Here is a 24,797-nt window from a genome sequence, read left to right on the forward strand (position 1 = left end):
GTGGGGCCGGGGCGTAGCGTTATCGAAGTGAGAGGCCAACATGCCTTATCCGTTTCTGAATGGTACCCGCATCATCGAGAGTTCGGCCTTCGTGCCGGCACCACTGGCAGGCTTGGTCCTGGCCCAGTTTGGTGCCGAAGTGATCCGGGTGGATGCAATTGGGGGCGGGATCGATTACCGGCGCGAGCCTCGCGTCGACGCCAGTGGACGAAGCCTCTACTGGACATCGCTGAATGCCGGTAAGCGTTCCGTGGCGCTGGACTTTACCAAACCTGAAGCTCGCGAACTGGTTCAGGAACTCGTCGCTCAAACCGGTAATTTCCTCACCAACAGGGCGGCACCGTGGCTGTCGCATTCAACGCTCGCTCTGGCGCGTCCGGACCTGATTTCTTGCGCCATCGAAGGCAATCCGGATGGGTCATCTGTTATGGAACATACCCTCGCCAGCGCGACAGGCTTCCCCTTGCTGGGGCGGGACGATGACCAGGCGCGGCCAGTCAACAGTCAGCTGCCTGCATGGGATGTAATCACGGCCTACCAGGCTGCCTTTTCATTTGTAGGGGCGATCAATCGACGACTGGTCAGCGGTGAGGGTTCGCAGATCAAGCTGGCGATGGCAGACGTAGCATTCTCAACGGTGTCTCACCTTGGGCTTTTGACCGAGGCTGATGTGCTGGGCAGGGACCGCCCCTCACAGGGCAATCACATTTATGGCGCGTTTGGCCGCGACTTCCAGACTGCAGAAGGCCGTTGGGTAATGGTTGCCGCTATCACACTGGAGCAGTGGCGAGCGCTGGTTAGCTGTTGCGGCCTGGAGCGGGAGATCGAACTGGCTGAAAAGCGCTGTGGGCTGGATTTCGACAGCGCGTTACAGCGCTACGAGGGGAGGGAGGTCATTGCCGCGTTGATTGATGCCTGGTTCAAACAGCGTACGCTCGCAGAAACGATCGCTCAGCTCGATCTTCATGGCGTGTCTTGGGGTAAATACCAAACCGCCCAGGAACTTCTTCAGGATGATCCGCGGGTCGGTATGCACAACCCTGTCTTCGAGCGAATCAACAGCCCTGGCGTTGGTGAACACATTCATGCGCAATTGGCTGCACGATTCGATGGTGTAGCTCGTACCGCCGGAGCAGGTGCCCCTCTGCTGGGCACGCATACCGACGAAGTGCTACACACTGTACTGGGGCTCACGGGCGTCGAGATTGCACGCCTGCACGACGCGGGCGTGGTCGCGGGGCCGTCATCCGATCCATCCGGCAGGGGTGGTCCATTGCGTTGATCGTTTTCGCTTTGTTTGGTCACAAAGCAAAGGGGCCATCGTCATTGATGGCCCCTGTTTTTCAAGTCAGCGAGCCTGCCGGGCTCTTGAGCGCAATGCTAGAGCCAGCCTGCACAAGATCTTTCCCAGCATGAACGATTGCGCGCGCGTACGTGAACAGTACTTTCCTGAATGCAACCGGTGAGTGGTGTGACGAGCCCCAGTGGCACTGGCCGCACAGCATGCACAGAACCGCATGCGCGATCTCCGTGGCATGCGCTTTTGCAGCGACGCTGGTCAAGTTGCAATCAGCTGCGACGATGCCGCTAAGAAGCTCAGTGTACGAGGCTTTCAATCGATCGAGCTGGGCGGCTTGGTCGGCGCTCAGATTTACCGCCTCCCGGGTGATAAGCACCAGCCGATCAGGGTTCTGGTCACTGAAGCAAATGAAAGCCTGAACAAATCGCTCAAGACGCGCTTCGTTTGAGGGGGCGTATTTGAGGCATTGCCGGGTTTCATACAGCAAATCCGTCATGCTGGACTCAATAAGCTCGAACAACAGCGCCTGTTTGCTCTCGATGTGGTGGTAGAGCGATCCCGGTTTAATTTGCAGGTGACCTGCCAGATCGCGGATGCTGATGGCTTGATAGCCGTAAGCTGCAAACAGTGCGCTGGCCCCCTCCAGCAGCCGGTCTCGAGCATCCGATAGTGAGAGGGACGGTAGGTTCTGTACTGGCATGACTGACCTTGCGCCTTTTTGTCGTTTGACCAAATGTAAGACAACAGGCATCTTACGTAAAGACTCAATCGCGGAGGTGTTCATGCAAGCGCAAACTGTGGTGATCGTAGGTGGTGCATCCGGGCTTGGCCTGGAAACAGCTCGGCTGATGGCCAAGCGAGGTGCGGCAAGAATTGGTCTCATCGACCGCAATGAGCAGTTGTTGGTGCAGGCTCAGGAGCTGCTCACGGCCCAAGGGGTCGAGGTAGCAATCGCCACGGGGGACATCGCCCGGCAGCAGACTGCCCACGCAGCGTTTGACGAAATCGTTGCACAACTGGGTCGAGTGCACTGCCTGGTAAACAGCGCAGCGATTTATCCGCGTCAGGACATTTTCCAGATCAGCGACGAAGAGTGGGACCTGGAGAACGCGGTGAACATCAAAGGGACCTACCACATGATGGTTGCCGCGGTTCGACACATGCAGCCGTATGCTGCAGCACCCGCAGTAACGGGACGCATCGTCAATGTGACTTCCGTGGACGCATTCAAGGCGCACCCGCAGAACGCCCATTATGCAGCGACCAAGGCAGCGGTGGTCAGCCTGACCAAATCGTTCGCGCAGGCGTGTGCCAAAGATCAGATCCTGGTCAATTCAGTCGCGCCGGCAGGCTTCGCCACCGAGCGCGCCAGGCAGCTCGGCTTCCTGGGTGAGCTTGCAGCCGCCAACCCGCTTGGGCGTGCCGCGGAGCCTGCAGAAATCGCTGAGTGGATCGTGATGATGGGCAGTAGTCGCAACAGCTACGCCACCGGCGAAAATGTGATCGTAAGCGGAGGTTACATTTATGCCTGATGCCCCATTGCCGGAAGGCTACCAGCACGCGCTCGTCACCGGCGCGACCAGTGGTATCGGCAGAGCCATCGTGCTGGCGCTGCGTGACGCCGGGTTGCAGGTGATCGCAGTTGGCCGAAGCCCTGATGCACTGCAAGCCTTGGCCGACGAGCCTGGCATTACCACGGTGGAGGCCGATGTGCGCGACGCCAAAGGGCTGAAGGTGGCGTTGCAAGGAAGAGTCATCGACGTGCTGGTAAACAATGCCGGGGTGCTTTCAACGCGTGCGGCATTCCAGGACATCGATGAAGCCGAGATCGACAACATGCTGGATATCAATCTCAAAGCCCCGCTGCACCTGGCTCGGCAGCTGCTGCCCGGCATGATCGAGCGGGGCAGGGGGCACCTGTTCTTCATCGGGTCCAGCGCAGGTCGTGCGCCTCATCCAGGGGCTGCGGTGTACGGGGCCTCGAAGGCCGGTGTAAGCCTTTTCTGCGATGCATTGCGTTGTGATCTGCTGGGGACCGGCCTGCGGGTGACCGAGATCGCGCCGGGCCGGGTGCAAACCCAACTGTACAAGGCGGCTATGGGTATGCAGGCGGCGGGCAGTGAACTGTACGACGGTTACGAGTCTATCCAGCCCGAGGACATTGCCCAATTGTTGCTCGCGGCGTTGAAGATGCCGCGGCAGGTGGATGTGTCGCGGCTGGAAGTGTTCCCCACGGCGCAGGCGGTCGGTGGCGGGCGGATGGTCAAGACTGCCGTATGAGCTTGCGGCCTCTTCCCGCCGCACCATCGCGGAAGAGGCCCTCCAGATCAGCATAGATTTCCATCCATGGGTGCTTGACCACCTGTAAGACAACATATAACTTACATGAAGACCGCTCAGCGGATCGGTACAACTACAAAGCAAGCAGGGGATATGACGATGACTGCGACATCATGCCGGGTCGGCGTGGACATAGGCGGGACATTCACCGACATCGCGCTGGACGTTAACGGCGTGCTGCATTCGACCAAGATCCTGACCGATTACGAGCTGCCCGAGCGGGCCATCCTCACCGGCGTACGCCAGGTAGTGGAGCAGGCCGGCCTGGCGCTTTCGGACATCGACCAGTTGATCCACGGCACCACCCTGGCTACCAACGCCCTGATCGAGCGCCGGGGCGCGCGTACCGCCTTCATCACAACCGAAGGCTTTCGCGACACCCTGGAAATGCGCACCGAGAACCGCTTCGAGCAGTACGACATCAATATCGTCCTGCCCCCGCCGCTGATCGATCGTGAACACCGCTACACCCTGCGTGAGCGCCTGGATGTCAAAGGCCACGTGCTGATCGCGCCGCTCCAGGCCGACATTGATGTGCTGGTCGAACGCATCGCCGAAGGCAACTACGAAAGCGTCGCGATCGGCTTCATCCACAGCTATGTCAACGGCGCTCACGAGCGTCAGCTGCGCGACGCATTGCAGGCACGCCTGCCGCAGCTGTCGATCTCGATTTCCAGCGAAGTCTCACCGCAGATGCGCGAGTTCGAACGCTTCAACACCGTGTGTGCCAACGCCTACGTCAAACCGCTGATCAAGTCCTACCTCGACCGCCTGGTGGTGACCCTCAAGCAAGAGGGCGCCGATTGCCCGGTGTTCATGATCCACTCCGGTGGCGGCATCATCTCGGTGCAAAGCGCCGCCGAGTTCCCGGTGCGCCTGGTGGAGTCGGGGCCGGCCGGTGGGGCGATATTCGCCGCTGACATCGCACGCCGTTACCAGTTGGAAAACGTGTTGTCGTTCGACATGGGCGGCACCACGGCGAAGATCTGCCTGATCGAGGACCAGGTGCCGAAAACCGCCAAGACATTCGAAGTCGCCCGTACCTATCGTTTCAAGAAGGGCAGTGGCATGCCGATCTCCATCCCGGTGGTGGAAATGGTCGAAATCGGCGCTGGCGGCGGTTCGATCGCCAGCATCGACAGCATGCGCCAGATTCGCGTCGGCCCGCACAGCGCCGCTTCCGAGCCTGGCCCGGCCTGCTATGGCCGGGGTGGCCTGGAGCCGACCATCACCGACGCCAACCTGCTGCTCGGTCGCCTGGATGCCGACAACTTCGCAGGTGGCGCCCTGCGCCTGTCAAGCGACAGTGCCGCCAATGCCATGGCCCGGGTGATCGGCCAGCCACTGGGCATCGCTGCCGACACGGCCGCCTTCGGCGTTTGTGAAGTGGTCGACGAAAACATGGCCAACGCCGGCCGCGTACACGCTGTGGAAAGCGGCAAGGACATTGCCGACTACACCATGATTACCTTCGGTGGCGGCGGCCCGCTGCATGCGGCGCGGCTGTGCGAGAAGATGGGCGTGTCACGCTTCATCGTCCCGGCCGGTGCGGGGGTTGGCTCGGCCATCGGCTTCCTGCGGGCACCGTTCGGCTACGAAGCTGTGCGCAGTGCATTCGTGCGCTTGTCCGAATTCGATGCCGCGCGCATCAACGACCTGATCGAAGAAATGAAAGCGGAGTCACTGAGTTTTCTGCGTCAAGGCATGCCTGAAGGCGAGCCGGAGATGGAATGCACCGCGTTCATGCGCTATGTCGGTCAGGGCTGGGAAATTCCCGTGTCGCTGCCGTTCAAGGCCTTCAGTGCAGCCGATACCGCCCAGTTCAAGCACCTGTTCGAAGAGGCTTACACGCGCTTCTTCGGTCGCCCGATCGATGGGCCGGACATCGAGATCGTCAGTTGGTCGGTCAAGGCCAGCTCACCACTGCCACCCGTTGCGCGTATCGAAGAAGTGAGCGCCGTTTACCGGGCCCATCATGTCGCCCGCCGTCAGGTGTTCGACGTGGCTGCTGGCGGCTTCGTCGATACAGGGATCTATCCGCGTGAGGAGCTGCAGGTCGGCGCCCGCGTCGACGGCCCGGCGATCATTGTCGAACGCGAAACCTCGACCTTCGTCACCTCCAACTTTGCCGCCACGGTCCAGCCTGATGGCTGCCTGCTGGTCGTGCGCCGCTAACGCCTGATTTGGAAGCCAGAACATGAGCGATACCCTGATCGATATTCAAATGCAGGTGATGTGGAACCGCCTGGTCTCGGTGGTCGAAGAGCAGGCCCTGACGCTGATCCGCACCGCTTTTTCCACTAGCGTACGTGAAGCCGGCGACCTGTCGGCCGGCGTCTTCGACCGCGCCGGCAACATGCTTGCCCAAGCCGTCACTGGCACCCCTGGCCACGTCAACACCATGGCCGAAGCCGTGGTGCACTTTATAAACGATATTGGCGAGGACAACATCTTCGAAGGCGACGTGTATGTCACCAACGACCCCTGGAAGGGCACCGGCCATCTTCACGACATCACCATCGTGTCGCCATCGTTCTACCGCGGCAAGCTGATCGGTTACTTCGCCAGCACTGCCCACGTAGTCGATATTGGTGGCCGCGGTTTTGGCCCGGACGCTCGGGAGGTGTACGAAGAAGGCCTGTTCATTCCGATCATGAAGCTGTTCGAGCGCGGCAAGGTCAACCGCGACCTGATCAACATCCTGCGCAACAATGTGCGCGAGAACGACCGCGTGGTCGGTGACTTCTATGCGCTGTCGGCATGCAACGAGACCGGCCACAAGCGACTGCTCGACATGCTGGAAGAGTTCAAGCTGGATGACCTGGAGCACATCGGTGGCTTCATCCTCGAGCATAGCCGCCGCGCCACCCTAGAGTGCTTCAAGTCGCTGCCCCATGGCACCTATAGCAACAGCATGACCTTGGATGGCTATGACGTACCGGTGACTCTGGCGGTGGCCATCACCGTCGGGCCTGATGGCATCAAGAGCGATTTCACGGGTACCTCTGGCATGAGCCAGTTCGGCATCAATGTGCCGCTAGGCTACGCCAAGGCCTATGCGTGCTATGGCCTTAAATGCATCGTTGCGCCGGAGATCCCCAACAACGCCGCATCGCTGGCGCCGTTCGAAGTTACTGCGCCCGAGGGCTGCATCCTCAATGCCAAGCACCCGGCGCCGGTGTCGGTGCGCCATGTGCTCGGCCACTTCGTGCCGGACCTGGTGTTGGGTGCGCTGCACAAGTGCCTGCCGGGCAATGTGCCTGCCGAGGGCGCCAGCGCCCTGTGGAACCTGCACCTGAGCGTACGTCCGCTGGAGAGCAACCCCGGTGGGCGCAACGCCGAAATGCTGATGTTCAACAGTGGCGGTATGGGCGCCCGGTCGGCGATGGATGGGCTTAGCGCCACGGCGTTCCCAAGCGGCGTGCACACCATGCCGGTAGAGGCCACTGAACACGCTGGCCCGGTGGTGGTATGGCGCAAGGAGCTGCGCGAAGGGTCCGGTGGTGCCGGGCAGTTGCGCGGCGGCCTGGGCCAGGAGATTGAAGTGTCGGCGGCTGAAGGCTACAGCTTCCGCTTCAGCGCCATGTTCGACCGCATCCAGTATGCCGCGCGCGGCCTGGAGGGTGGCAAAGAGGGCGCACAAGGTTTCGTCGGCCTGGATGACGGCACCTTGCTGCGTGGCAAGGGCCAGCAGTTCGTGCCGGCCGAGCGGCGTCTGGTGCTGCGCTTGCCGGGTGGTGGCGGCTACGGCGATCCGCGCCAGCGCGACCGCCAGCAAGTCGAGCGTGACCTGCGCTTTGGCTACATCAGCGCCGAGCAGGCGCGCAACGACTACGGCTTTGATGCCGCTCAGGAGCGCTAGACGATGGACGTGCAAAGCAGCCGCGTGCGCGCGGTCAAAAGCTCGCCAAGCATGGCCGTCTCGGTGCTGGCCAAGCAGATGCTCGCCAAGGGCGAGCCGGTGATCAACCTCGCCCTCGGCGAGCCGGACTACAACGTGCCAGCCCATGTGATCGAAGCCGCCTACCAGGCGATGCTCGCGGGCAATAACCACTACACCGGGCCAAACGGCCTGGAGGTGCTACGCAAGGCGATCGTCGACAAGTTTGCCCGGGAAAACGACCTGGTTTATGGCCTGGACGAGATCTGCGTGGGCAATGGCGCCAAACAACTGCTGTTCAACGCCTTCCTCGCCACCCTCGAACCGGGCGACGAGGTGATTACCCCGGCGCCGTACTGGGTGTCGTACACCGATATGGCCATGCTCAATGGTGGGGTGCCGGTGGTCATTCCCTGTGGCGCCGTGCAAGGCTTCAAGGTCACGCCTGAGCAGTTGGAGGCTGCCATCAGCCCGCGTACGCGCTGGGTGATGCTGAACTCGCCGAACAACCCGAGCGGGGCGATCTTCACGCGCGAGGAGTTCGCAGCGCTGGGCAAGGTGCTGGATCGCCACCCGAACGTGCTGATCATCTCCGATGAAATCTACGAGCACATCGTCTTGGGCGACCAGCCGTTCGTGTCATTCGTAACTGCCTGCCCGCAATTGCGCGAGCGCACCCTGCTGATCAACGGGGTCTCGAAGGCCTACGCCATGACCGGCTACCGGCTGGGTTATGCGGCAGGGCCGAAAGACTTGATCGTGGCGATGAACAAGACCCAGTCGCAGACCACCACATGTCCGTCGAGCATTTCGCAGCTGGCCGCAGTAGCTGCATTGAACGGGCCTCAGGACTTCGTGCGCGAAGCCAATCGAGAATACCAGGCGCGTGGTGCGCTGGTCGTGGACGGCCTCGCGCAGATCCCAGGCCTCAAGTTGCAGATGCCGCAGGGTGCGTTCTACGCCTTCCCTGAGGTCAGTGCCTTCATTGGCAAGCGCACCCCGGACGGGCAGGTGATCAGCAATGACACCGAGCTGTCGGCCTACTTGTTGCGGGTGGGCAAGGTAGCCACCGTGCCAGGCTCGGCGTTCGGCGTGGAGCCTTATGTACGTCTGTCCTTCGCCACGTCGCGCAAGGAACTGGAACAGGCACTGGGCCAGCTGCGCGAAGCGTTCGCAGCGCTGGCCTGACCAAACGAATCGAATAGAGGTAGACCATGAGCAAGCCATTCAAACGCCTGCTGATCACCGGCGCCGCGGGGCGCCTGGGCAGCGTATTGCGCAAGCACCTGGCACAGTTCGCCGATGAGCTGCGCCTGACCGATATCGCCGACCTCGGCCATGCCGCACCGCATGAAGAGCTGATCCGCTGCGACCTGGCCAACTTCGCTGATGTGCTGCCGTTGACCGAAGGCGTCGACGCCATCGTGCATGCAGGTGGCGTACCGGTGGAGGACACCTTCGAGAAGATCCTCAACGGCAATATCGTTGGCACATACAACATCTATGAAGCGGCGCGGCGCAATGGCGTCAGGCGCGTGGTGTACACCAGTTCCAACCACGCCATCGGTTTCTACGACCGCACCGAAACCATCGACGCCACCGCCGCGCACCGCCCTGACAGCCTGTACGGCGTGAGCAAGTGTTTCGCCGAAGACCTGGGCCGTTATTACTGGGATAAATTCGCCATCGAGTCGGTCAACCTGCGCATCGGCTCGTCGTTCCCCGAGCCGCTGGACCGGCGCATGCTTGCCACCTGGCTGTCGTTCGACGACTTCGCCCAGCTCACCGAGCGCTCGCTGCTGGCACCTCGGGTCGGGCACATGATCGTCTACGGCATGTCGGCCAACCGTGAGAGCCTGTGGGACAACCGCCTGGCCTCGTCGCTTGGCTACCAGCCCAGAGACAGCGCCGACGATTACCGCGAGAAAGTCCTTGCCGAGCATCCACCCCTGCACCCGGATGAGCCTGCGGCACGCTACCACGGCGGCAACTTCGCGGGTGCCGGCCACTTCGAAGACCCGAAATGACCTGAGCGCACTGTGGCAGTGCTCTAGCGCTGCTGCCACAGGGGCCGCAAAACTCAAGAGAGCTTACCTCATGGCTTCTACCGCTAAACAACAAAACTATGATGTGGTAATCGTCGGTGGCGCAGTCAACGGCAGTGCTACTGCCTATTTTCTGGCCAACAACCCGGACTTCAAAGGAACAGTACTGGTCATCGAGCGCGACTGGACCTACAACAAGTCGGCCACGGCGCTTTCCAGCAGCTCGATCCGTCAGCAGTTCTCCAACCCGATAAACATCGAAATCTCCAAGTTTGGCGCCGAGTTCGTGCGTGACTTTCCGCGCATCATGGAACTGGATGGGGACCGTCCGGACCTCGCTTTCCACGAAAACGGTTATCTGTTTCTCGGCGACAACAAGGGCTACGAAGTACTGCGCCGCCTGCACGATACCCAGGTATCGCATGGCGCTGATGTGCATTTGCTCGACCCCGAGCAGCTCAAGCGCAAGTTCCCGTGGGTCAACATCGACAGCCTTGCTGGCGCCAGTTATGGCCAGAGCGGCGAGGGCTGGTTCGACAGCTTGGGTATGCTCAACGGCTTCCGTCGCAAGGCCCGTTCGTTGGGCATCGAATACATCGAAAACGAAGTGGCTAGCATCCAGCGCGAGGGTGACCGCATCACGGGCGTGCAGCTGGCCAGTGGCGAGCGTATCGGCTGTGGGCTGCTGGTCAACTGCGCTGGTACCCGAGGCACCAAAGTGGCGCGCATGGCCGGGCTGGATATACCGGTCGAGCCTCGTCGCCGTTCGCTGTTCGTGTTCGATTGCCGCACCCCGCTGGAGGGTACCGTGCCTTTGACCATCGACCCGACCGGCGTGTTCTTCCGGCCGGAGGGCAAGTTCTACCTGGGCGGCACCTACCCGAAGAACGACCCGGAAGTGGACTTCGAAGACTTCGACGTCCTGCATGAGGAATTCGACGAGGAGGTATGGCCGATTCTTGCCGAGCGCGTGCCGGCGTTCGAAGGTATCAAGGTGGTCAACTTCTGGGCCGGGCACTACGACTTCTGTGTGCTTGACCACAACGCCATCGTCGGCCCGCACAACGAGGTGGGCAATTTCCTGTTCTGCAATGGCTTCAGCGGCCATGGGCTGCAGCAGGCACCGGCGATCGGTCGCGGGCTGTCCGAACTGATTACCTACGGCGCCTATCGCACGCTCGACCTGGGTGCGCTGAGCTATCAGCGGGTGATCGACAACAAACCGTTCCTGGAAGATTCAGTCATCTGACCGCAGCGCCTGAGGGAGAACAACAATGAGCAATTGCGAAGTCAAGCGCAGTGGCGGCCAGGTGCTGGTCGATGCCCTGCGGATCAACGGTGTCGAGCGTGCGTTCTGCGTGCCGGGCGAAAGCTACCTGGCGGTGCTCGATGCGCTGCACGATGTGCAGGATGAGATCGACCTGATCGTTTGCCGCCAGGAGGGTGGTGCTGCCTACATGGCCGAGGCCTATGGCAAGCTGACCGGCAAGCCGGGCATCTGCTTCGTCACCCGCGGTCCGGGTGCCACCAATGCCTCGGTGGGCGTGCACACCGCCTTCCAGGACTCCACGCCAATGCTGCTGTTCATCGGCCAGGTAGCCCGCGACCAGATCGAACGTGAAGCCTTCCAGGAGGTGGACTACCGACGCATGTTCGGGCAGATGGCCAAATGGGTAGTGCAAATCGACGATGCCGCGCGTATTCCCGAACTGGTCAACCAGGCCTTCCAGCGTGCCATCAGCGGCCGCCCTGGCCCGGTAGTGATCGCGCTGCCAGAAGACATGCTGACCGACCTGGTGCAGGTGGCCGACGCCCGCCCTGCACAACGCGTGGAGGCCGCCCCGGCACCGCAGGCGCTGGTTGACCTGCAGGCGCTGCTGGCCAGGGCTGAACGGCCGCTGGTGATTGCCGGCGGTGGTGGCTGGAACGACCAGGCAGTAGCGGCTCTGAAACGTTTCGTGCTGACCCAGAAACTACCGCTGGCGGCATCGTTCCGCTGCCAGGACCTGTTCGACAATACCGACCCGCACTATGCCGGCGACCTCGGCTTGGCCGCCGGCCCGGTACTGGTCGATGCGGTGAAGCAGTCGGACTTGCTGATCGTCATCGGTGCTCGACTGGGTGAGATGACCACGGGCGGCTATGCACTGATCGACATTCCCACGCCCAAGCAGGTGTTGGTGCATGTGCATGCCAGTGCCGAAGAAATCGGCCGGGTGTACCAGCCAACCTTGGGCATCAATGCCGGGCCGGCCAGCTTCCTCGACCAGGCCGCTGCCTTGCCGGCAGTGCGGCCGACGGCGTTCGCCGACTGGGTCGCCCGCCTGAACAACGGCTACCGCGGCAACTTTGATACGCCGCGTTCGCCGGGCGATGTGCAGATGAGTGAAGTGATCGCCTGGCTGAACAAGGCCCTGCCGGCCGACAGCATCCTCACCTGTGGTGCCGGCAACTACACCGGCTGGGTGCACCGCGGCTACCAGCACCGCGTGTTCCGAACGCTGCTCGGGCCCACCAACGGTTCCATGGGCTACGGCGTGCCTGCGGCGGTGGCGGCCAAGCTGACCTATCCCCAGCGCACGGTGGTGGCGTTTGCAGGTGACGGCTGCTTCCTGATGAATGGCCAGGAACTGGCCACCGCAGCGCACTACGATGCCCGGTTGATCACAGTGGTGGTCAACAACGGCATGTACGGCACCATTCGCATGCATCAGGAGCGCACCTATCCAGGGCGCGTGTCCGGCACCGAGCTGCATAATCCTGACTTCGCCGCCTTGGCCCGCGCCTACGGCCTGCATGGCGAGACCGTGGCCCGAACCGAGGACTTTGCCGCCGCGTTCGAGCGTTGCCAGGCCTCGGGCAAGCCGGCTCTGATCGAGGTGCAGATCGACCCCGAAGCCCTGACCCCACGCATGACCCTCAGCCAGATCCGTGACAAGGCCCTGCACGCCAAGCGCTGATTCACCTCAGGTGGGGCGCGGTACGGCCCCACCTTTTTTCATCCCCCGAACGAGTCAATCGACATGAAACTTGCCGATCGTGATCTGCTGCGTGAAGTTTGCTATATCGATGGCCAATGGCTGGCGGCCGACAGTGGCCTGCGCATTGCCGTGTCCAATCCGGCCACCGGGCAGGTGCTGGGCCATGTGCCGCGCATGGGCGCGGAAGAAACCCGTCGCGCCATTGCGGCTGCCGAGCGCGCCTTGCCTGCGTGGCGGGCCCTGACCGCCAAGGAGCGTGGCGCTCGGCTTCAAGCCTGGTTTAGCGAAATCATGGCCCACCAGGAAGATCTGGCGCGCATCATGACCGCCGAGCAGGGCAAACCGCTGGCGGAGTCCCGTGGCGAGATCGCCTTTGCTGCCGCCTATGTGGAGTTCTATGCCGAGGAGGGCAAGCGCATCTATGGCGATGTGATCCCTTCGCCGAACGCCGACCGGCGTCTGCTCGTCACCAAGGAGCCGATCGGGGTGTGCGCGGCCATCACCCCGTGGAATTTCCCGGCAGCGATGATCACCCGCAAGGCGGCCCCGGCATTGGCGGCAGGTTGCACGCTGGTGCTCAAGCCGGCCTCGCAGACCCCCTTCAGCGCCTTGGCACTGTGCGTACTGGCCGAGCGCGCGGGCATTCCTGCTGGCGTGCTCAACGTGGTGGTTGGTGACTCGGCCGCCATTGGCGGAGAGCTGACGGCGAGCCCGGTGGTGCGCAAGCTGTCGTTCACCGGCTCTACGCCTATCGGCATCCAGCTGTTGCAGCAGTCGGCTGCGACAGTCAAAAAGGTGACCATGGAGTTAGGTGGCAATGCGCCGTTTATCGTGTTCGACGATGCCGATCTGGAAAAAGCAGTCGAGGGCGCGTTGATTGCCAAGTTCCGCAACAGCGGCCAGACATGCGTGTGCGCCAACCGGTTTTATATCCAGGACGGCATCTATGAGCGTTTTGTGACGCGGTTCGCCGAACGAGTAGCTGAGTTGGTTGTGGGTCCAGGAGATGCGCCTGGAACGCAGGTCGGGCCGATGATCGATGCGCGTGCGGTCAGCGGTGTCGAACGGCTGGTTGGCGACGCGGTGGAGGCCGGGGCGCGGGTGCTGGCGGGCGGTCGCCGGCATGCGTTGGGGGAAGCCTTCTTCGAGCCGACCTTGCTCGCGGACGTGACGCGGGACATGCGCGTGGCGCGCGAGGAAATCTTCGGTCCGGTGGCACCGATCTTCCGTTTTGCCAGCGAGGAGGAGGTCATCGCCCAAGCCAACGACACCGAGTTCGGGCTGGCCTGCTACCTGTATGCCCGGGATGTCGGGCGCATCTGGCGTGTGTCGGAAGCGCTGGAGTACGGTATGGTCGGGGTCAACGTCGGCGTGGTGGCGACCGAGGTGGCGCCCTTTGGTGGGGTGAAGGCCTCGGGATTGGGCCGGGAAGGTTCTCGCTACGGCATCGAGGATTACCTGGAGCTCAAGTATGTGTGCCTGGGGCTATAAGGTATTGCTGAGCCTCTGAGGTCGCCTGTACCGGCCTCTTCGCGTCTAAAGCCGCTCCCACAGGTACGGCGCATTGCTTGAAGCAGCGGTCAATGCGGGAGCGGCTTCTGCCGCGAAGAGGCCGGTACAGGAGAGCGATCAGGCCTTGGTGTCGAGCAAGCGCTGGTAGCGCGACAGGCTCTCTTCGAGGTGCTTGCGCAGCGCCGTTCGCGCACTGGCCACATCGCCCATGCTGATTGCTGAAAGGATCGCGCCATGTTCGCGGCCGATTTTCTTGATGTGCGCCTGGCGGTTCTTGCCCGTAACCTGGCCGTGCTTGAGGTTCAGGTCAAGGATGATGTCCGGCCCCAGCGCTTCCAGCAACTGGGTAAAGTGCGGATTATTGGTAGCACGGGCAATCGCCAGGTGAAACTCGAAATCGGCGCGGGCTTCTTCCTCTTGCGTGGCACCGTCCAGCGAATTGAAGCGATCGAATGCCTCTGTGATCGCCGCCATGCTGGCGGGGCTGCGTCGCTCGGCTGCGCGGGCCACCGATTCAGCCTCGATGCCAAGGCGTAGTTCGAGGATCTGCGCGGCAGCGCGCACGTCATCGACGACGCTGTCAATGGCGAAACCGATGCGTTTGACATCCTGCTCGACCACGAACACGCCCACGCCCTGGCGTGCGATCAAGCGTCCGCCCAGGCGCAGTGAAGCAACGGCTTCGCGGATGACCGGGCGGCTGACATTGAATTCCTTGCACAGCTCCTGCTCGGACGGCAGTTTGTCGCCTGGGCCGTAGGTGCCGTTGTCTATTCGGCTGGACAGCTCCTGGATGACGGTTTCCGCCAGGTTGGCGCGACGCGTTCCTAACGACGCATTCATAGAAAGTTGCTCCTGAAACTGATTGGCTCATCACGGTTGGTTCTCCGGCAGGTTGCGCGCAGCCCTGATGCCCCTTGCGGCGGGATCCGTAGCCAACCAGCGGTGATGTTGTAGGCATATGTTATCAAACATCTGATCTGTATGAGCGTGATCGCCCACCCACGCGCATTCCTGCATGCCCGAAAATTTTTTTAACGACAGGCCAAGCATACACCATTGACAGTTGTCTGCTGCCTGTTATCTTACAAGTGCGAGGGCTTTCTGGCCATTTCGCATGCGGTAAGCGATGTCGAGGTTCGTCCAATTACTACTGGGAGCTGAGCATGAATAACAATAAGGGAGGGCGTACAGCCCTTGCGACCGCGGTAACATTGCTGATGGCCATGGGGACGGCGAATGCAGCAGAAAGTGAAATCGTCAGGATCGGCTTCGCCGGCCCCTTGACCGGCCCTTCGGCGCACCAAGGACAGGATGTCGAGCATGGCATCCAGATTGCGGTCGAAGAGGCCAACCAGCAGCAGCTTAAAATCGGCGACAAGGTTGCCCAGTTCAAGCTGGTATCCGAAGACGATGTCGCTGACCCGCGTACCGGCACTGCCGTCGCCCAGCGGCTTGTAGATTCGAAGGTCGCGGTGGTTATCGGCCATTACAATTCCGGCACCAGCATCCCGGCTTCCAAGATTTATGCCGCTGCGGGCATACCGCAAATCTCGCCGTCGGCCACCAACCCGACCTTGACCCGCCAGGGCATTCCATCGGTGTTTCGCACCGTCAACGACGACGCCACCCTTGGCCGCTATGCCGGCAATTACCTGGTCAGCCAGCTCAAGGCCCAACGCATCGCCATTTTCGACGATCGCACTGCCTATGGCCAGGGCCTTGCCGATGAGGTGACCAAGGCGGTCAAGGCTGCAGGTGGCAATGTGGTGGTTCGCGAGTACACGAACGACAAGTCCACCGACTTCAATGCCATCCTCACCACGGCCAAGGCACAAAAAGCCGATGCTGTGTTCTTCGCCGCTCTGGATTATCAGGCAGCGCCGATGGCCCGGCAGATGAAAAACCTTGGCCTGAAGGCGCGTTTCATGAATATCGGCAACCTTCCTAATGACCAGTTCAAGCAGATGGCCGGTAACGCTGCGGAAGGCACCTACGCCTGGAACTACGGCACGCCTTTGCTGGATATGCCAAAAGGGGCGGCTTTCGAGCAGAAACTCAAGGATAAATTCGGGGTCGGCGTAGTGCAGTCCTCGCCTGCTGCATACGACGCCACTTGGGCCGCGATCAACGCCATGGTCACGGCCGGTTCTGACGACCCCAAAGTCTACCTGCCTGTGCTCAAAAGCCAGAACTATGAGGGTGTCACCGGCACTATCGCCTTCGATGACCAAGGTAATCTGAAAAATCCGGCGGCCACGGTGTTCCAGTTCGCCGATGGCGGTTGGAAAACACTTTCAGTCCAGCGCGACTAAGCGTCACCCCATAACAAGCAGGCGCCGGCCTGCCAGATAACAAGAAGACTTTTCCCATCTGCCAGGCCTGTCGGCGTGTGGTGCTGAGCCGCTGTGCGCCGACATTAATGCAGTTTCGAGGATTCAGCGCGTGGACGGTAATTTCGATATCTTGCTGCAACAGGTTCTAAACGGCCTTGTGTTGGGCAGCATCTATGCCCTGGTAGCCCTGGGCTACACCATGGTCTACGGCATCATTGGCCTGATCAACTTCGCCCATGGCGAGGTGGTGATGGTCGGTGCAATGGTCACCATTTCGGTACTGACCATGCTTGCTGGCGCAGGCTTTGCCCCAGGAATCATCACCTTGCTGCTGGCGATCATGGCTGCTGTGGTGGTGTGCATGCTACTGGCGCAGGGCATGGAAAAGTATGCTTACAGGCCCTTGCGCAAAGCGCCGCGGCTGACCCCGCTGATTCTTGCAATCGGTATTTCCATCGCCCTGCAGAACCTGGCCATGATGATCTGGGGGCGTGGTTACAAAACCTTCCCTGAAGTGGTCGAGACCCAGCCGGTGGATGTGTTCGGCGCCACGGTGACCAACGTGCAGTTGTCGATCATGCTGATTGCCGTGGTGATCATGCTCGGTCTGTGGCTGCTGGTGGACAAGACTCGCCTGGGCAAGGCCATGCGCGCCACGGCGCAGAACCAGGAAGTGGCCGGGCTGATGGGCATCAATATCAACCGGGTGATCAGCGCTACGTTCCTGATCGGTGCCAGTCTGGGCGCGATCGCAGGGGTAATGCGCGCGGTCAACTACGGCCAGGCCGACGCCTACATGGGCTTGCTGCTGGGCTTGAAGGCGTTTTCTGCGGCGGTGCTCGGCGGTATCGGCAACTTGTTCGGGGCGATGGCAGGCGGTTTGCTGCTGGGCCTGATCGAGTCATTGGCAGCGGGCTACACCGGGCAGATCACCGGTGGCTTCCTGGGGGCCAACTACCAGGACATCTTCGCTTTCGCCGTGCTGATCCTGGTGCTGCTGATCCGCCCCAATGGTCTGCTTGGCGAACGCCAGGCTGACCGGGCGTAAGGGGGCATCATGAAAAACCTCAAGACTCAATACCTGCTGTTGATCATCGGTTTCATAGCCTTGCCGTTCCTGGTCGAAGCCATCCCTATGCTCGGCCCGACCTGGGTGCGCATCCTTGGCTTCGCCATGCTCTACGTGCTGCTGGCGCTGGGGCTGAACATCGTGATCGGTTACGCCGGCCTGCTCGACATGGGTTACATCGGCTTCTATGCCATCGGCGCCTACCTGTACGCCTTGCTCGCTTCGCCGCATTTGCAACTGGCGGGCCTGGTCGACAGCGTACTGGACTGGCCGGTGTGGGTGATCATCCCCTTGGCGGCCGTGGCTGCCGCAATCTGTGGGGTTTTGATCGGCGCGCCTGTGCTCAAGCTGCGTGGGGATTACCTGGCGATCGTTACCTTGGGCTTTGGCGAGATCATCCGCATCTTCATGAATAACCTCGACCAGCCGGTGAACCTTACCAATGGCCCGCAGGGCATCAGCAGCATTGCCCCGCTGCACATTGATGGCGGCGCATGGTCGCATGCGCCGGGGGAGGGCGCGGCACCGTTGCTGTCACTGCAGCAAGGCTGGAGCCTGTTCGGCGTGCACGTATCGCCAGTCATCAGCTATTACCTGTTCTTCCTGTTCATCGTCATCCTCTGCATCGTGCTGTCCAAGCGGCTGGAGGTCTCGCGTATCGGCCGCGCCTGGATGGCCCTTCGCGAAGACGAAGTGGCCGCCGAGGCCATGGGCCTGAACAAGCGCAACCTCAAACTGCTGGCCTTTGCCATGGGGGCGACCTTCGGCGGTGTGTCCGGTGTGCTCTTCTCCAGCTACCAGGGCTTTGTCAGCCCGGAGTCGTTCACCCTGATGGAGTCGATCATGGTCCTCGCCATGGTAGTGCTGGGTGGCATGGGTTCGATCCGTGGCGTGGTGCTGGGAGCGTTGATCCTTTCGGTGATGCCAGAGCTGTTCCGTGACCTGGTCAACTGGATTCAGCCATGGGTGATGGACAATGTCACCTTCATCAGTCGCGACATCCTGCGCAACGTGCTCGATGCCTCGACCCTGCGCATGCTGGTGTTCGGTCTGGCGCTGATTCTGGTCATGCGTTTCCGCCCCGAAGGCTTGTGGCCCTCCGATCGACGGCGCGCCGAATTGCACGATGGCGATCCTGAAGCCGAGCCGGTGGCTGCGGCAATGAGCACTACCGTTCATGCCCAGGCCAGCGAAGCATCTTTCGAACTCCCTATCAAAGAGGCGGACAAGGCATGAGCGATATCCTTCTCGAGTTGCATCAGGTCAGCAAGTTCTTTGGTGGCTTGCAGGCATTGCACGGCATCGACCTGACGATCCGTCGCGGCGAGATCCGCGGCCTGCTTGGTCCTAATGGCGCTGGTAAGACCACGCTGTTCAACGTGCTCACCGGACTGTACCGGGCCGAGCAGGGGCGGGTGATGTTCGATGGCAAGCCGCTGCGCATCAGTAAACCCCACAAGGTGGTGGAAGCCGGCATATCGCGCACCTTCCAGAACATTCGTCTGTTCCACAACATGACTGCCCTGGAAAACGTGATGATCGGACGCCATGTGCGCACCCGCAGCGGTGTGTTCGGCGCCATTCTGCGAACCCCGGCCTGTGTGCGGGAGGAGCGGGAAATCCGTCAGGCTGCCCGTTACTGGCTGAATTACGTCGGTATTGGGCATCTGGGCGGGGAGCTGGCAAAAAGCTTGTCCTACGGCGATCAACGCCGCCTGGAAATCGCTCGGGCACTGGCCACAGAGCCCAAGCTCATCGCCCTCGACGAGCCTGCGGCAGGCATGAACGCCTCCGAAACCGAAGGGCTTCGGCAACTGATGTGCAAGATGCAGTCGGATGGCAAGACGGTGCTGTTGATCGAGCACGATGTGAAGCTGGTGATGGGCTTGTGCGATCACGTCACGGTGTTGGAGTTCGGCCGCAAGATTGCAGATGGTTTACCAGCAGAGGTGCAAAAGGATCCGCGGGTGATTGAAGCGTATCTGGGCTCGGAGGCAGTGGCATGAGCACGAAAAACATACTGGAAATAAACGATCTGAAGGTTTCTTACGGTGCGATTCAAGCGATCAGAGGGATCGACCTGAAGGTCGGCGAGGGTGAAATGGTTGCCTTGATCGGGGCCAATGGTGCTGGCAAGACCACCACCCTCAAGACGCTTGCAGGCCTGCTGACACCTGCTTCAGGGAGCATCACCTTTGATGGCAAGGCGCATGCTGCTATCAAGAGCCATGATCTGATTCGTGAAGGCCTCGCCCTGGTGCCGGAAGGGCGCGGTATTTTCCCCAAGTTGACCGTGCACGAAAACCTGGAAATGGGCGCATTTAGCCGCAAGGATGGCCAGGGCGCGATTTCGGCTGACATCGAGCGGATGTACAGCATCTTTCCACGGCTCAAGGAGCGCTCGCAGCAACTGGCCGGCACCATGTCCGGGGGGGAGCAGCAGATGCTTGCCATCTCCCGCGCCCTGATGGGCAAACCCAAGTTGCTATTGCTCGACGAGCCCTCGATGGGGCTTGCGCCGATCATTGTGCAGAAAATCTTCGAAACCATCGTCGACGTCGTCAAAGGCGGTGTGACGCTGTTGCTCGTCGAGCAAAATGCGCGGTTGGCGTTGCAGACCTGCCAGCGGGCATACGTCATCGACGGTGGAAAAATCACGCTTGAAGGTTGTTCGAAGACGCTGCTGGACGATGACCAGGTCAGGAAAGCTTACCTGGGCGAGTAGCCGCAGGTGTCTGAAGTGTTGCCATCAGGTTGCCGGGGTGCTGTGCCACCCTGGCGTCAATATCTGCATGGTCTTGGGCTATATGCTGTTGAGTGATGCTTATTGGTATGAGTCGATGTTGACAACAGGGTGACTGAGGCTAGCGTGATGAGTTGACCTTCCAGTCACCCACTGCGGCCAGCTCGCCGGCAATGCCTGCATCCACCCTCAACAAGCAGCCCGAGTCAGGCGCGCTGCCCAGCATTTCGAGGTTCAGCGATTGTCGTGCACTGGTGATATACAAGCTGCGACCGTCTTCGCCACCGAAGCACAGGTCGGTGGGTGAGGGCACTGGCAAGCCGATCATGCGGTCCAGATTACCGTCCGCATCGAAACGGGCGAGGCTCCATCCGTCGCGCTGAGTGGTCCAGACACCGCCTTCGGCATCGAGAGCGAGCCCACTGAAGCTGCCTCCCCCGGGTGGCAGGGACGCGAGCCTGCGGATGAGGTTACTGCCTGGCTGCATGAACAGGATGTTGCCGACGCTCGACGCGATGGCGTAAACCGCGGACCCCTTGGCATCCCATCGAAAGCTGGTGATCAGCTCGTTGACGCTCCAGCCGTTGCGCAGTTCGCCTTCGGCACTCAGCTCACCGATCACGCAACCCCCCGGTGTTTTCGCACAGGCCCACAATGCCCCCGAAGGGTGGGTAGCCAGCGCCAGCAGACGGCTACCCAGCACATCCTGGACAGGGTGCTCCACACCCTCCCAATCGAACAACGACCAGCCGCCGGTCTGCGCCACCAGAAGCCCATCGGCGCAGAGCTCCATTGCCGTGATAGGCAGATCAAGACGCATCAGCAACTGGCTGCGTTTGCCATCCCAGTAATGGATTGCCGGCGCCAAGGTATCTGCCCAGTACAGCCTGTTCCGGGTGGGGCACCAGCGCGCAAAGGCACCATGGAATGCCCAGGGGCCCGGGAGCACCACCATCGCACTGTCGGGGCGTGCCGGGGGCGTGGCGCGTAGCTGCTCGCCCACGCGCCTGGCGGCATCGGCAAGCTCCGGGCCGAGCAGACCAAGCCGCTCCAATGTCAGGCGGTAGGCTGGCCCTGCAACGCTCAAGGCGCCGCGCACAACACCCTGCTTGTCGATGATGGGCGCTGCGACGCAGCGCACGCCCAGGCGGATTTCCTCATCGTCCAACGCATAGCCGCGGGCTTTGGTGATCTGCAGCTCGGCCAACAACCGACGTCGATCGGTGATGGTCAGCGGGGTCAAAGGCGTCAACACGACCCCCTTGAGGATTTCGTCTCTGGCGGCTGGCGGCAGCGCAGAGAGAATGGCCTTGCCCTGGCCTGTACAGTAAACAGGTTTGCCCTGACCCAGGCTGGCAGAGGAGCGCGTGGTGTGTGCGCCATCGCAACGCTCGAGTGACAGCACTTGGTCACCGTCCAGTACGGCGAGGTACGCGGTCTCACCCGTCAGGTCGCGCAGCGAGCGCAACTCGCTGCTGGCGGTCGCGACCAGGTCTGGCTCCATATAGGCGTTGCGCACCATTTCCAAGTATTTGAAACCGAGTCGGTAGACCTTGCGGGTCGGATCGCGGCGAATCATGCCTCGCTCGACGAGGGTTGCGAGAATTCGATACAGCGTCGTGCGCGGTAACTGGACCTGCTCAGCCAGCTGCGTCTGGCTGATTCCCGTAGCCATCGCGCCGACTGCCTGCAGCACATCCAGCGCCTTTTCCAGTGCGGCGGTACCTTCACCTGTTTTCATCTGAAATTCCCATCTGTTGGAACGCAGCATTGCCTGAGCGAATTCTGCCCCTTTCTCTCGGTTTTTTCCGCCATAGAATCGATCACAGAAGGGCCGCCATGGCATGCATTCCCAGTATATGGGAACTGCCGGGGGCACGAGTTGAATCAAAACGCCTGGAGAATCCATAACAATGACCGTCATCCACAACTATTCCGACGCCCATGAAAGCGTCTCCGGCAAGCAGGTCGAGGTCAGTGATGAGGTGTTGGCCAAGCTCGCCACCTGCAGCAGCGGCTCGCTGACCACTCAGCTTTTCAAACGCGGCTTTCGTCAGCCTGCCCTGGTCGGCCTGCGTGCCATGACACGTGACGTGAAACCGTTCGCCGGGCGTGCCTTCACCATGCGGTTCATCCCGGCGCGTGAAGATATCGACACTTATTCCACCATGACCACCAAGCCCAACGATGACAACCTGCAATGGGTAGGTGTGGAGCAGATCAAGCCGGGTGATGTGCTGGTTATCGATAGCCGCAACGACCCCGCTGCCGCCTCTGCCGGCAATATTCTGGTGACCCGCCTGCTGGCACGTGGCGCCAAGGCGATCGTCACTGACGGCGCACTGCGCGACGGCAGTGAAATTGCTGCCATGAGCCTGCCGGCTTACGCTCGCGAGATCACCGCGACCACCCGAATTTCCTATCACCACGTAGCTGACCTGCAGGTGCCGATCGGCTGCGCCGGCGTCGCGGTCTACCCAGGCGACATCATTGTCGGTGATGCTGATGGCTTGACCATCGTGCCCGCACACCTGGCCGAGGAGCTGGCTGAAGTGTGCAGCGTACAGGACGACATCGAGAACTACCTGGCCATGCGCATCGCTTCTGGCGAAGCCCTGTGGGGCGTATATCCGCCAAGCCCTGCATCGGTCAGCGACTATCACGCTTGGGTTGCTGCAGGTCGCCCGGCAATTGCGTCCATCATCGACAAGAAGGACTGAGTCATGGCCGAACATAAATACGCCCAGCTCATCCGCCGCTACTTTGATGCCTGCAACGAAGCCGATTACGAAAAGCTGGTGTCCTGCTTCACCCCTGACGCCGTTCATTACTTCCCGGCCGGCTTGCCGGAGATTCCATGGCGCAGCGCCGACACCATTGCGCGCAAGTGGGTCTGGTGTGTGGAGAACCTGGGCTCGCAGTGGACCATCGAGAAAATCCTCGTCAGCCATGACAGCCATGAAGCCGTGATCGAGTGGACGCACTGGAAGGCCAAGCTGGGAACCGCGCTGCGCGGCGATGAATGGTACGTCTTCGATGAGCAAAGCGGGCTGATCAAAGAGATCCGTGCGTACTACGCATCTCCGGCCGACAAAGAGGTGGCGATCAACGAACTGGTCGATTTCGACTATCAGGGTCGCGGCTACAACCTTGCCGCCAAAGCGCGCTGAAGGAGAGCAGTATGACTAAGCAACAAGACCAGGCATTCAGCAACATCGACAAGGTGGTAGCCAAGGCCGTCGCCGCTGCAGACTGCTGGGCCGAATCCGCGCCAGGCGTACGGGCAGCCCTGCTGCGCGGTTTGGCAGACGCACTGGAGCAGCAACAACCTGAACTGGTAGCGATCGCCGACCGTGAAAGTGGTTTGGGCGAAGCCCGCCTGAACGGTGAAGTTGCCCGTACTGCGTTCCAGCTGCGCGGTTTTGCCACTGAAGTTGAAGCAAATGTTCCGTACCAGCAGGTAAAAGACGCTGCGGTGGCAGGTGCGCCTCCGGCTGGCCGCCCACGCCTGGCTCGCGTGCAGCGTGCTCTGGGCCCTGTTGCAATGTTTTCGGCGAGCAACTTCCCGTTTGCTTTCTCGGTGCTGGGTGGCGATACCGCTTCGGCACTGGCGGCGGGCTGCCCTGTGGTGGTCAAGGCCCACTCGGGTCACCCGGAGCTCTCCACTGCCGTGTTCGAGCTGGCCGCTCGGGTTGTACGTGAGCAAGGGTTGCCAGAGGGCGTCCTGACGCTGGTGGAAAGTGCCTCCCGTGCAGGCGGCACTTACCTGGTACAGCATCCCGGCATTGCCGCAGTTGCCTTCACCGGTTCATACCAAGGGGGCAAGGCCCTGTGGCAAGCCGCTAACGAGCGCCCGCGTCCGGTGCCTTTCTTCGGCGAGCTGGGGTCGATCAATCCGCTGATCGCCTTGCCGTCAGCACTGGCGCAAGACAGCGAAGGCCTGGCCAAGACCCTTGCCGGCTCGATCACCTTGGGTTGCGGCCAGTTCTGCACCAGCCCCGGCGTGATCGTCTTGCTGGATTCGCCGCACAGCCAGCAGTTTGTCGCGCAGCTCGCCGAGGCGATCAAGCCCATCGCTACCCACCGCATGCTCACGGCGGGTATGCAGAAAGGGTTCGAGTCCGCGGCCAACGTTGTCGCCGAGCATGCCCAGGCCTTGTTCGAGCCCGCGCCGGACAGCGCAGGCCCGGCGCCACGGCTGTTCGCTACCGATGCCGCGTCATTCATTGCCAACGCGCACCTGCGTGAAGAAATGTTCGGCCCTGCTGCACTGGTGGTGACCGCCGACTCCATCGAGCAGGTGGTTGCGCTGCTTGATGCGGTGGGCGGCACGCTCACCACAACCCTGTGGGGCGCCGACGAGGGCAGCGAGGATAACCGCAAGCTGGTGCGTGCTGCGCAGCGCGTATCAGGGCGCGTGCTGTTCGCGGGTGTGCCAACTGGCGTAGCGGTGTGCCACGCGCAGCAGCACGGCGGCCCATGGCCGTCGTCCACCGCGCCGCAGACGACCTCGGTGGGCTATGCCGCGCTCGAGCGCTTCCTGCGCCCGGTTGCGTTGCAGGATGCACCCGCCTGGGTGCTGGGCTGAGCG

21 protein-coding genes are annotated in these 24,797 nt (G+C 61.6%); 18 read left to right on the forward strand and 3 right to left on the reverse strand.

Features of this window, described 5'->3' with window-relative positions; all coding sequences use genetic code 11:
* Positions 1-40 precede the first annotated feature (40 nt).
* Complete coding sequence (locus JOY50_RS05285; RefSeq protein ID WP_243054889.1) at positions 41-1,282, forward strand: CoA transferase; 1,242 nt, start codon at positions 41-43, stop codon at positions 1,280-1,282.
* A 61-nt stretch (positions 1,283-1,343) separates the two neighbouring features.
* Here JOY50_RS05285 and JOY50_RS05290 read toward each other — a convergent pair whose 3' ends face one another.
* Entirely contained in the window at positions 1,344-2,084 is a 741-nt protein-coding gene (locus tag JOY50_RS05290) for a TetR/AcrR family transcriptional regulator (protein ID WP_238343957.1), read from the reverse strand.
* Between JOY50_RS05290 and JOY50_RS05295 the strand changes: the two genes are divergently transcribed.
* The 9 genes from JOY50_RS05295 to JOY50_RS05335 all read left to right on the forward strand — a co-directional run bounded on the left by JOY50_RS05295 (position 2,083) and on the right by JOY50_RS05335 (position 14,037).
* Entirely contained in the window at positions 2,083-2,832 is a 750-nt protein-coding gene (locus JOY50_RS05295; RefSeq protein ID WP_243054890.1) for an SDR family NAD(P)-dependent oxidoreductase, read from the forward strand. The two genes, JOY50_RS05290 and JOY50_RS05295, sit on opposite strands and share 2 nt — an antisense overlap.
* A complete protein-coding gene (locus JOY50_RS05300) occupies positions 2,825-3,580 on the forward strand; it encodes an SDR family oxidoreductase (RefSeq protein WP_243054891.1) in 756 nt (251 codons plus the stop codon). Before JOY50_RS05295 ends, JOY50_RS05300 begins: the two co-directional genes overlap by 8 nt.
* Before the next feature lie 159 nt (positions 3,581-3,739).
* The gene (locus JOY50_RS05305; protein WP_243054892.1) at positions 3,740-5,815 is read left to right on the forward strand and encodes a hydantoinase/oxoprolinase family protein; all 2,076 of its coding nucleotides are present in this window, start codon (positions 3,740-3,742) and stop codon (positions 5,813-5,815) included.
* Positions 5,816-5,837: 22 nt separating this feature from the next.
* On the forward strand, positions 5,838-7,502 hold the full coding sequence (locus JOY50_RS05310; RefSeq protein WP_138736609.1) for a hydantoinase B/oxoprolinase family protein: 1,665 nt from the start codon (positions 5,838-5,840) through the stop codon (positions 7,500-7,502).
* Positions 7,503-7,505: 3 nt separating this feature from the next.
* Positions 7,506-8,708, forward strand: a complete 1,203-nt coding sequence (locus tag JOY50_RS05315) for a pyridoxal phosphate-dependent aminotransferase (protein ID WP_138736610.1) — start codon at positions 7,506-7,508, stop codon at positions 8,706-8,708.
* Positions 8,709-8,734: 26 nt separating this feature from the next.
* Positions 8,735-9,547 carry an NAD(P)-dependent oxidoreductase gene (locus tag JOY50_RS05320; protein ID WP_138736611.1) on the forward strand — a complete coding sequence of 271 codons (813 nt, stop codon included), beginning with the start codon at positions 8,735-8,737 and terminating at the stop codon, positions 9,545-9,547.
* A 70-nt stretch (positions 9,548-9,617) separates the two neighbouring features.
* Entirely contained in the window at positions 9,618-10,814 is a 1,197-nt protein-coding gene (locus JOY50_RS05325; RefSeq protein WP_243054893.1) for an FAD-binding oxidoreductase, read from the forward strand.
* Between the two features lie 25 nt (positions 10,815-10,839).
* Positions 10,840-12,525: a thiamine pyrophosphate-binding protein gene (locus tag JOY50_RS05330; RefSeq protein ID WP_243054894.1), complete on the forward strand. Its 1,686-nt coding sequence runs from the start codon at positions 10,840-10,842 to the stop codon at positions 12,523-12,525.
* A gap of 63 nt (positions 12,526-12,588) precedes the next feature.
* Complete coding sequence (locus tag JOY50_RS05335; RefSeq protein ID WP_243054895.1) at positions 12,589-14,037, forward strand: NAD-dependent succinate-semialdehyde dehydrogenase; 1,449 nt, start codon at positions 12,589-12,591, stop codon at positions 14,035-14,037.
* 138 nt (positions 14,038-14,175) lie between these two features.
* Here JOY50_RS05335 and JOY50_RS05340 read toward each other — a convergent pair whose 3' ends face one another.
* Positions 14,176-14,901: a FadR/GntR family transcriptional regulator gene (locus tag JOY50_RS05340; protein ID WP_063426059.1), complete on the reverse strand. Its 726-nt coding sequence runs from the start codon at positions 14,899-14,901 to the stop codon at positions 14,176-14,178.
* A 323-nt stretch (positions 14,902-15,224) separates the two neighbouring features.
* On the opposite strand from JOY50_RS05340, the gene JOY50_RS05345 reads away from it, so the two are divergent.
* The 5 genes from JOY50_RS05345 (at position 15,225) to JOY50_RS05365 (ending at position 20,188) form a co-directional block, all read left to right on the forward strand.
* Complete coding sequence (locus tag JOY50_RS05345; RefSeq protein ID WP_063426061.1) at positions 15,225-16,373, forward strand: branched-chain amino acid ABC transporter substrate-binding protein; 1,149 nt, start codon at positions 15,225-15,227, stop codon at positions 16,371-16,373.
* Between the two features lie 130 nt (positions 16,374-16,503).
* A complete protein-coding gene (locus JOY50_RS05350; RefSeq protein WP_063426063.1) occupies positions 16,504-17,442 on the forward strand; it encodes a branched-chain amino acid ABC transporter permease in 939 nt (312 codons plus the stop codon).
* Between the two features lie 9 nt (positions 17,443-17,451).
* Entirely contained in the window at positions 17,452-18,699 is a 1,248-nt protein-coding gene (locus tag JOY50_RS05355) for an ABC transporter permease subunit (RefSeq protein ID WP_138736615.1), read from the forward strand.
* Positions 18,696-19,469, forward strand: a complete 774-nt coding sequence (locus tag JOY50_RS05360; protein WP_063426067.1) for an ABC transporter ATP-binding protein — start codon at positions 18,696-18,698, stop codon at positions 19,467-19,469. The genes JOY50_RS05355 and JOY50_RS05360 overlap by 4 nt, the downstream gene beginning before the upstream one ends.
* Entirely contained in the window at positions 19,466-20,188 is a 723-nt protein-coding gene (locus JOY50_RS05365) for an ABC transporter ATP-binding protein (protein WP_138736616.1), read from the forward strand. The genes JOY50_RS05360 and JOY50_RS05365 overlap by 4 nt, the downstream gene beginning before the upstream one ends.
* Positions 20,189-20,327: 139 nt before the next feature.
* Here JOY50_RS05365 and JOY50_RS05370 read toward each other — a convergent pair whose 3' ends face one another.
* The gene (locus JOY50_RS05370) at positions 20,328-21,947 is read right to left on the reverse strand and encodes an IclR family transcriptional regulator C-terminal domain-containing protein (RefSeq protein ID WP_138736657.1); all 1,620 of its coding nucleotides are present in this window, start codon (positions 21,945-21,947) and stop codon (positions 20,328-20,330) included.
* 172 nt (positions 21,948-22,119) lie between these two features.
* Here JOY50_RS05370 and JOY50_RS05375 point away from each other — a divergent pair, with 172 nt between their 5' ends.
* Genes JOY50_RS05375 through JOY50_RS05385 form a run of 3 tightly spaced genes read left to right on the forward strand, consistent with a single transcriptional unit; the run spans position 22,120 to position 24,794 of the window.
* Positions 22,120-22,926 carry a dimethylmenaquinone methyltransferase gene (locus tag JOY50_RS05375; protein ID WP_063426071.1) on the forward strand — a complete coding sequence of 269 codons (807 nt, stop codon included), beginning with the start codon at positions 22,120-22,122 and terminating at the stop codon, positions 22,924-22,926.
* Positions 22,927-22,929: 3 nt separating this feature from the next.
* The gene (locus JOY50_RS05380) at positions 22,930-23,376 is read left to right on the forward strand and encodes a nuclear transport factor 2 family protein (RefSeq protein ID WP_063426073.1); all 447 of its coding nucleotides are present in this window, start codon (positions 22,930-22,932) and stop codon (positions 23,374-23,376) included.
* 11 nt (positions 23,377-23,387) lie between these two features.
* A complete protein-coding gene (locus JOY50_RS05385; RefSeq protein WP_138736617.1) occupies positions 23,388-24,794 on the forward strand; it encodes an aldehyde dehydrogenase (NADP(+)) in 1,407 nt (468 codons plus the stop codon).
* Positions 24,795-24,797 lie beyond the last annotated feature (3 nt).

Source organism: Pseudomonas sp. BP01 (genome assembly GCF_022760795.1).
In the GTDB taxonomy this organism is placed as follows: domain Bacteria; phylum Pseudomonadota; class Gammaproteobacteria; order Pseudomonadales; family Pseudomonadaceae; genus Aquipseudomonas; species Aquipseudomonas putida_Q.

Coding starts and splice junctions, on each gene's coding strand:
- JOY50_RS05340 (WP_063426059.1), bottom strand. CDS start 14,901: ATGAATGCGTCGTTAGGAACGCGTCGCGCCAACCTGGCGGAAACCGTC.
- JOY50_RS05345 (WP_063426061.1), top strand. CDS start 15,225: ATGAATAACAATAAGGGAGGGCGTACAGCCCTTGCGACCGCGGTAACA.
- JOY50_RS05385 (WP_138736617.1), top strand. CDS start 23,388: ATGACTAAGCAACAAGACCAGGCATTCAGCAACATCGACAAGGTGGTA.
- JOY50_RS05355 (WP_138736615.1), top strand. CDS start 17,452: ATGAAAAACCTCAAGACTCAATACCTGCTGTTGATCATCGGTTTCATA.
- JOY50_RS05330 (WP_243054894.1), top strand. CDS start 10,840: ATGAGCAATTGCGAAGTCAAGCGCAGTGGCGGCCAGGTGCTGGTCGAT.
- JOY50_RS05380 (WP_063426073.1), top strand. CDS start 22,930: ATGGCCGAACATAAATACGCCCAGCTCATCCGCCGCTACTTTGATGCC.
- JOY50_RS05320 (WP_138736611.1), top strand. CDS start 8,735: ATGAGCAAGCCATTCAAACGCCTGCTGATCACCGGCGCCGCGGGGCGC.
- JOY50_RS05290 (WP_238343957.1), bottom strand. CDS start 2,084: ATGAACACCTCCGCGATTGAGTCTTTACGTAAGATGCCTGTTGTCTTA.
- JOY50_RS05370 (WP_138736657.1), bottom strand. CDS start 21,947: ATGAAAACAGGTGAAGGTACCGCCGCACTGGAAAAGGCGCTGGATGTG.
- JOY50_RS05375 (WP_063426071.1), top strand. CDS start 22,120: ATGACCGTCATCCACAACTATTCCGACGCCCATGAAAGCGTCTCCGGC.
- JOY50_RS05315 (WP_138736610.1), top strand. CDS start 7,506: ATGGACGTGCAAAGCAGCCGCGTGCGCGCGGTCAAAAGCTCGCCAAGC.
- JOY50_RS05360 (WP_063426067.1), top strand. CDS start 18,696: ATGAGCGATATCCTTCTCGAGTTGCATCAGGTCAGCAAGTTCTTTGGT.
- JOY50_RS05335 (WP_243054895.1), top strand. CDS start 12,589: ATGAAACTTGCCGATCGTGATCTGCTGCGTGAAGTTTGCTATATCGAT.
- JOY50_RS05285 (WP_243054889.1), top strand. CDS start 41: ATGCCTTATCCGTTTCTGAATGGTACCCGCATCATCGAGAGTTCGGCC.
- JOY50_RS05365 (WP_138736616.1), top strand. CDS start 19,466: ATGAGCACGAAAAACATACTGGAAATAAACGATCTGAAGGTTTCTTAC.
- JOY50_RS05325 (WP_243054893.1), top strand. CDS start 9,618: ATGGCTTCTACCGCTAAACAACAAAACTATGATGTGGTAATCGTCGGT.
- JOY50_RS05305 (WP_243054892.1), top strand. CDS start 3,740: ATGACTGCGACATCATGCCGGGTCGGCGTGGACATAGGCGGGACATTC.
- JOY50_RS05295 (WP_243054890.1), top strand. CDS start 2,083: ATGCAAGCGCAAACTGTGGTGATCGTAGGTGGTGCATCCGGGCTTGGC.
- JOY50_RS05310 (WP_138736609.1), top strand. CDS start 5,838: ATGAGCGATACCCTGATCGATATTCAAATGCAGGTGATGTGGAACCGC.
- JOY50_RS05300 (WP_243054891.1), top strand. CDS start 2,825: ATGCCTGATGCCCCATTGCCGGAAGGCTACCAGCACGCGCTCGTCACC.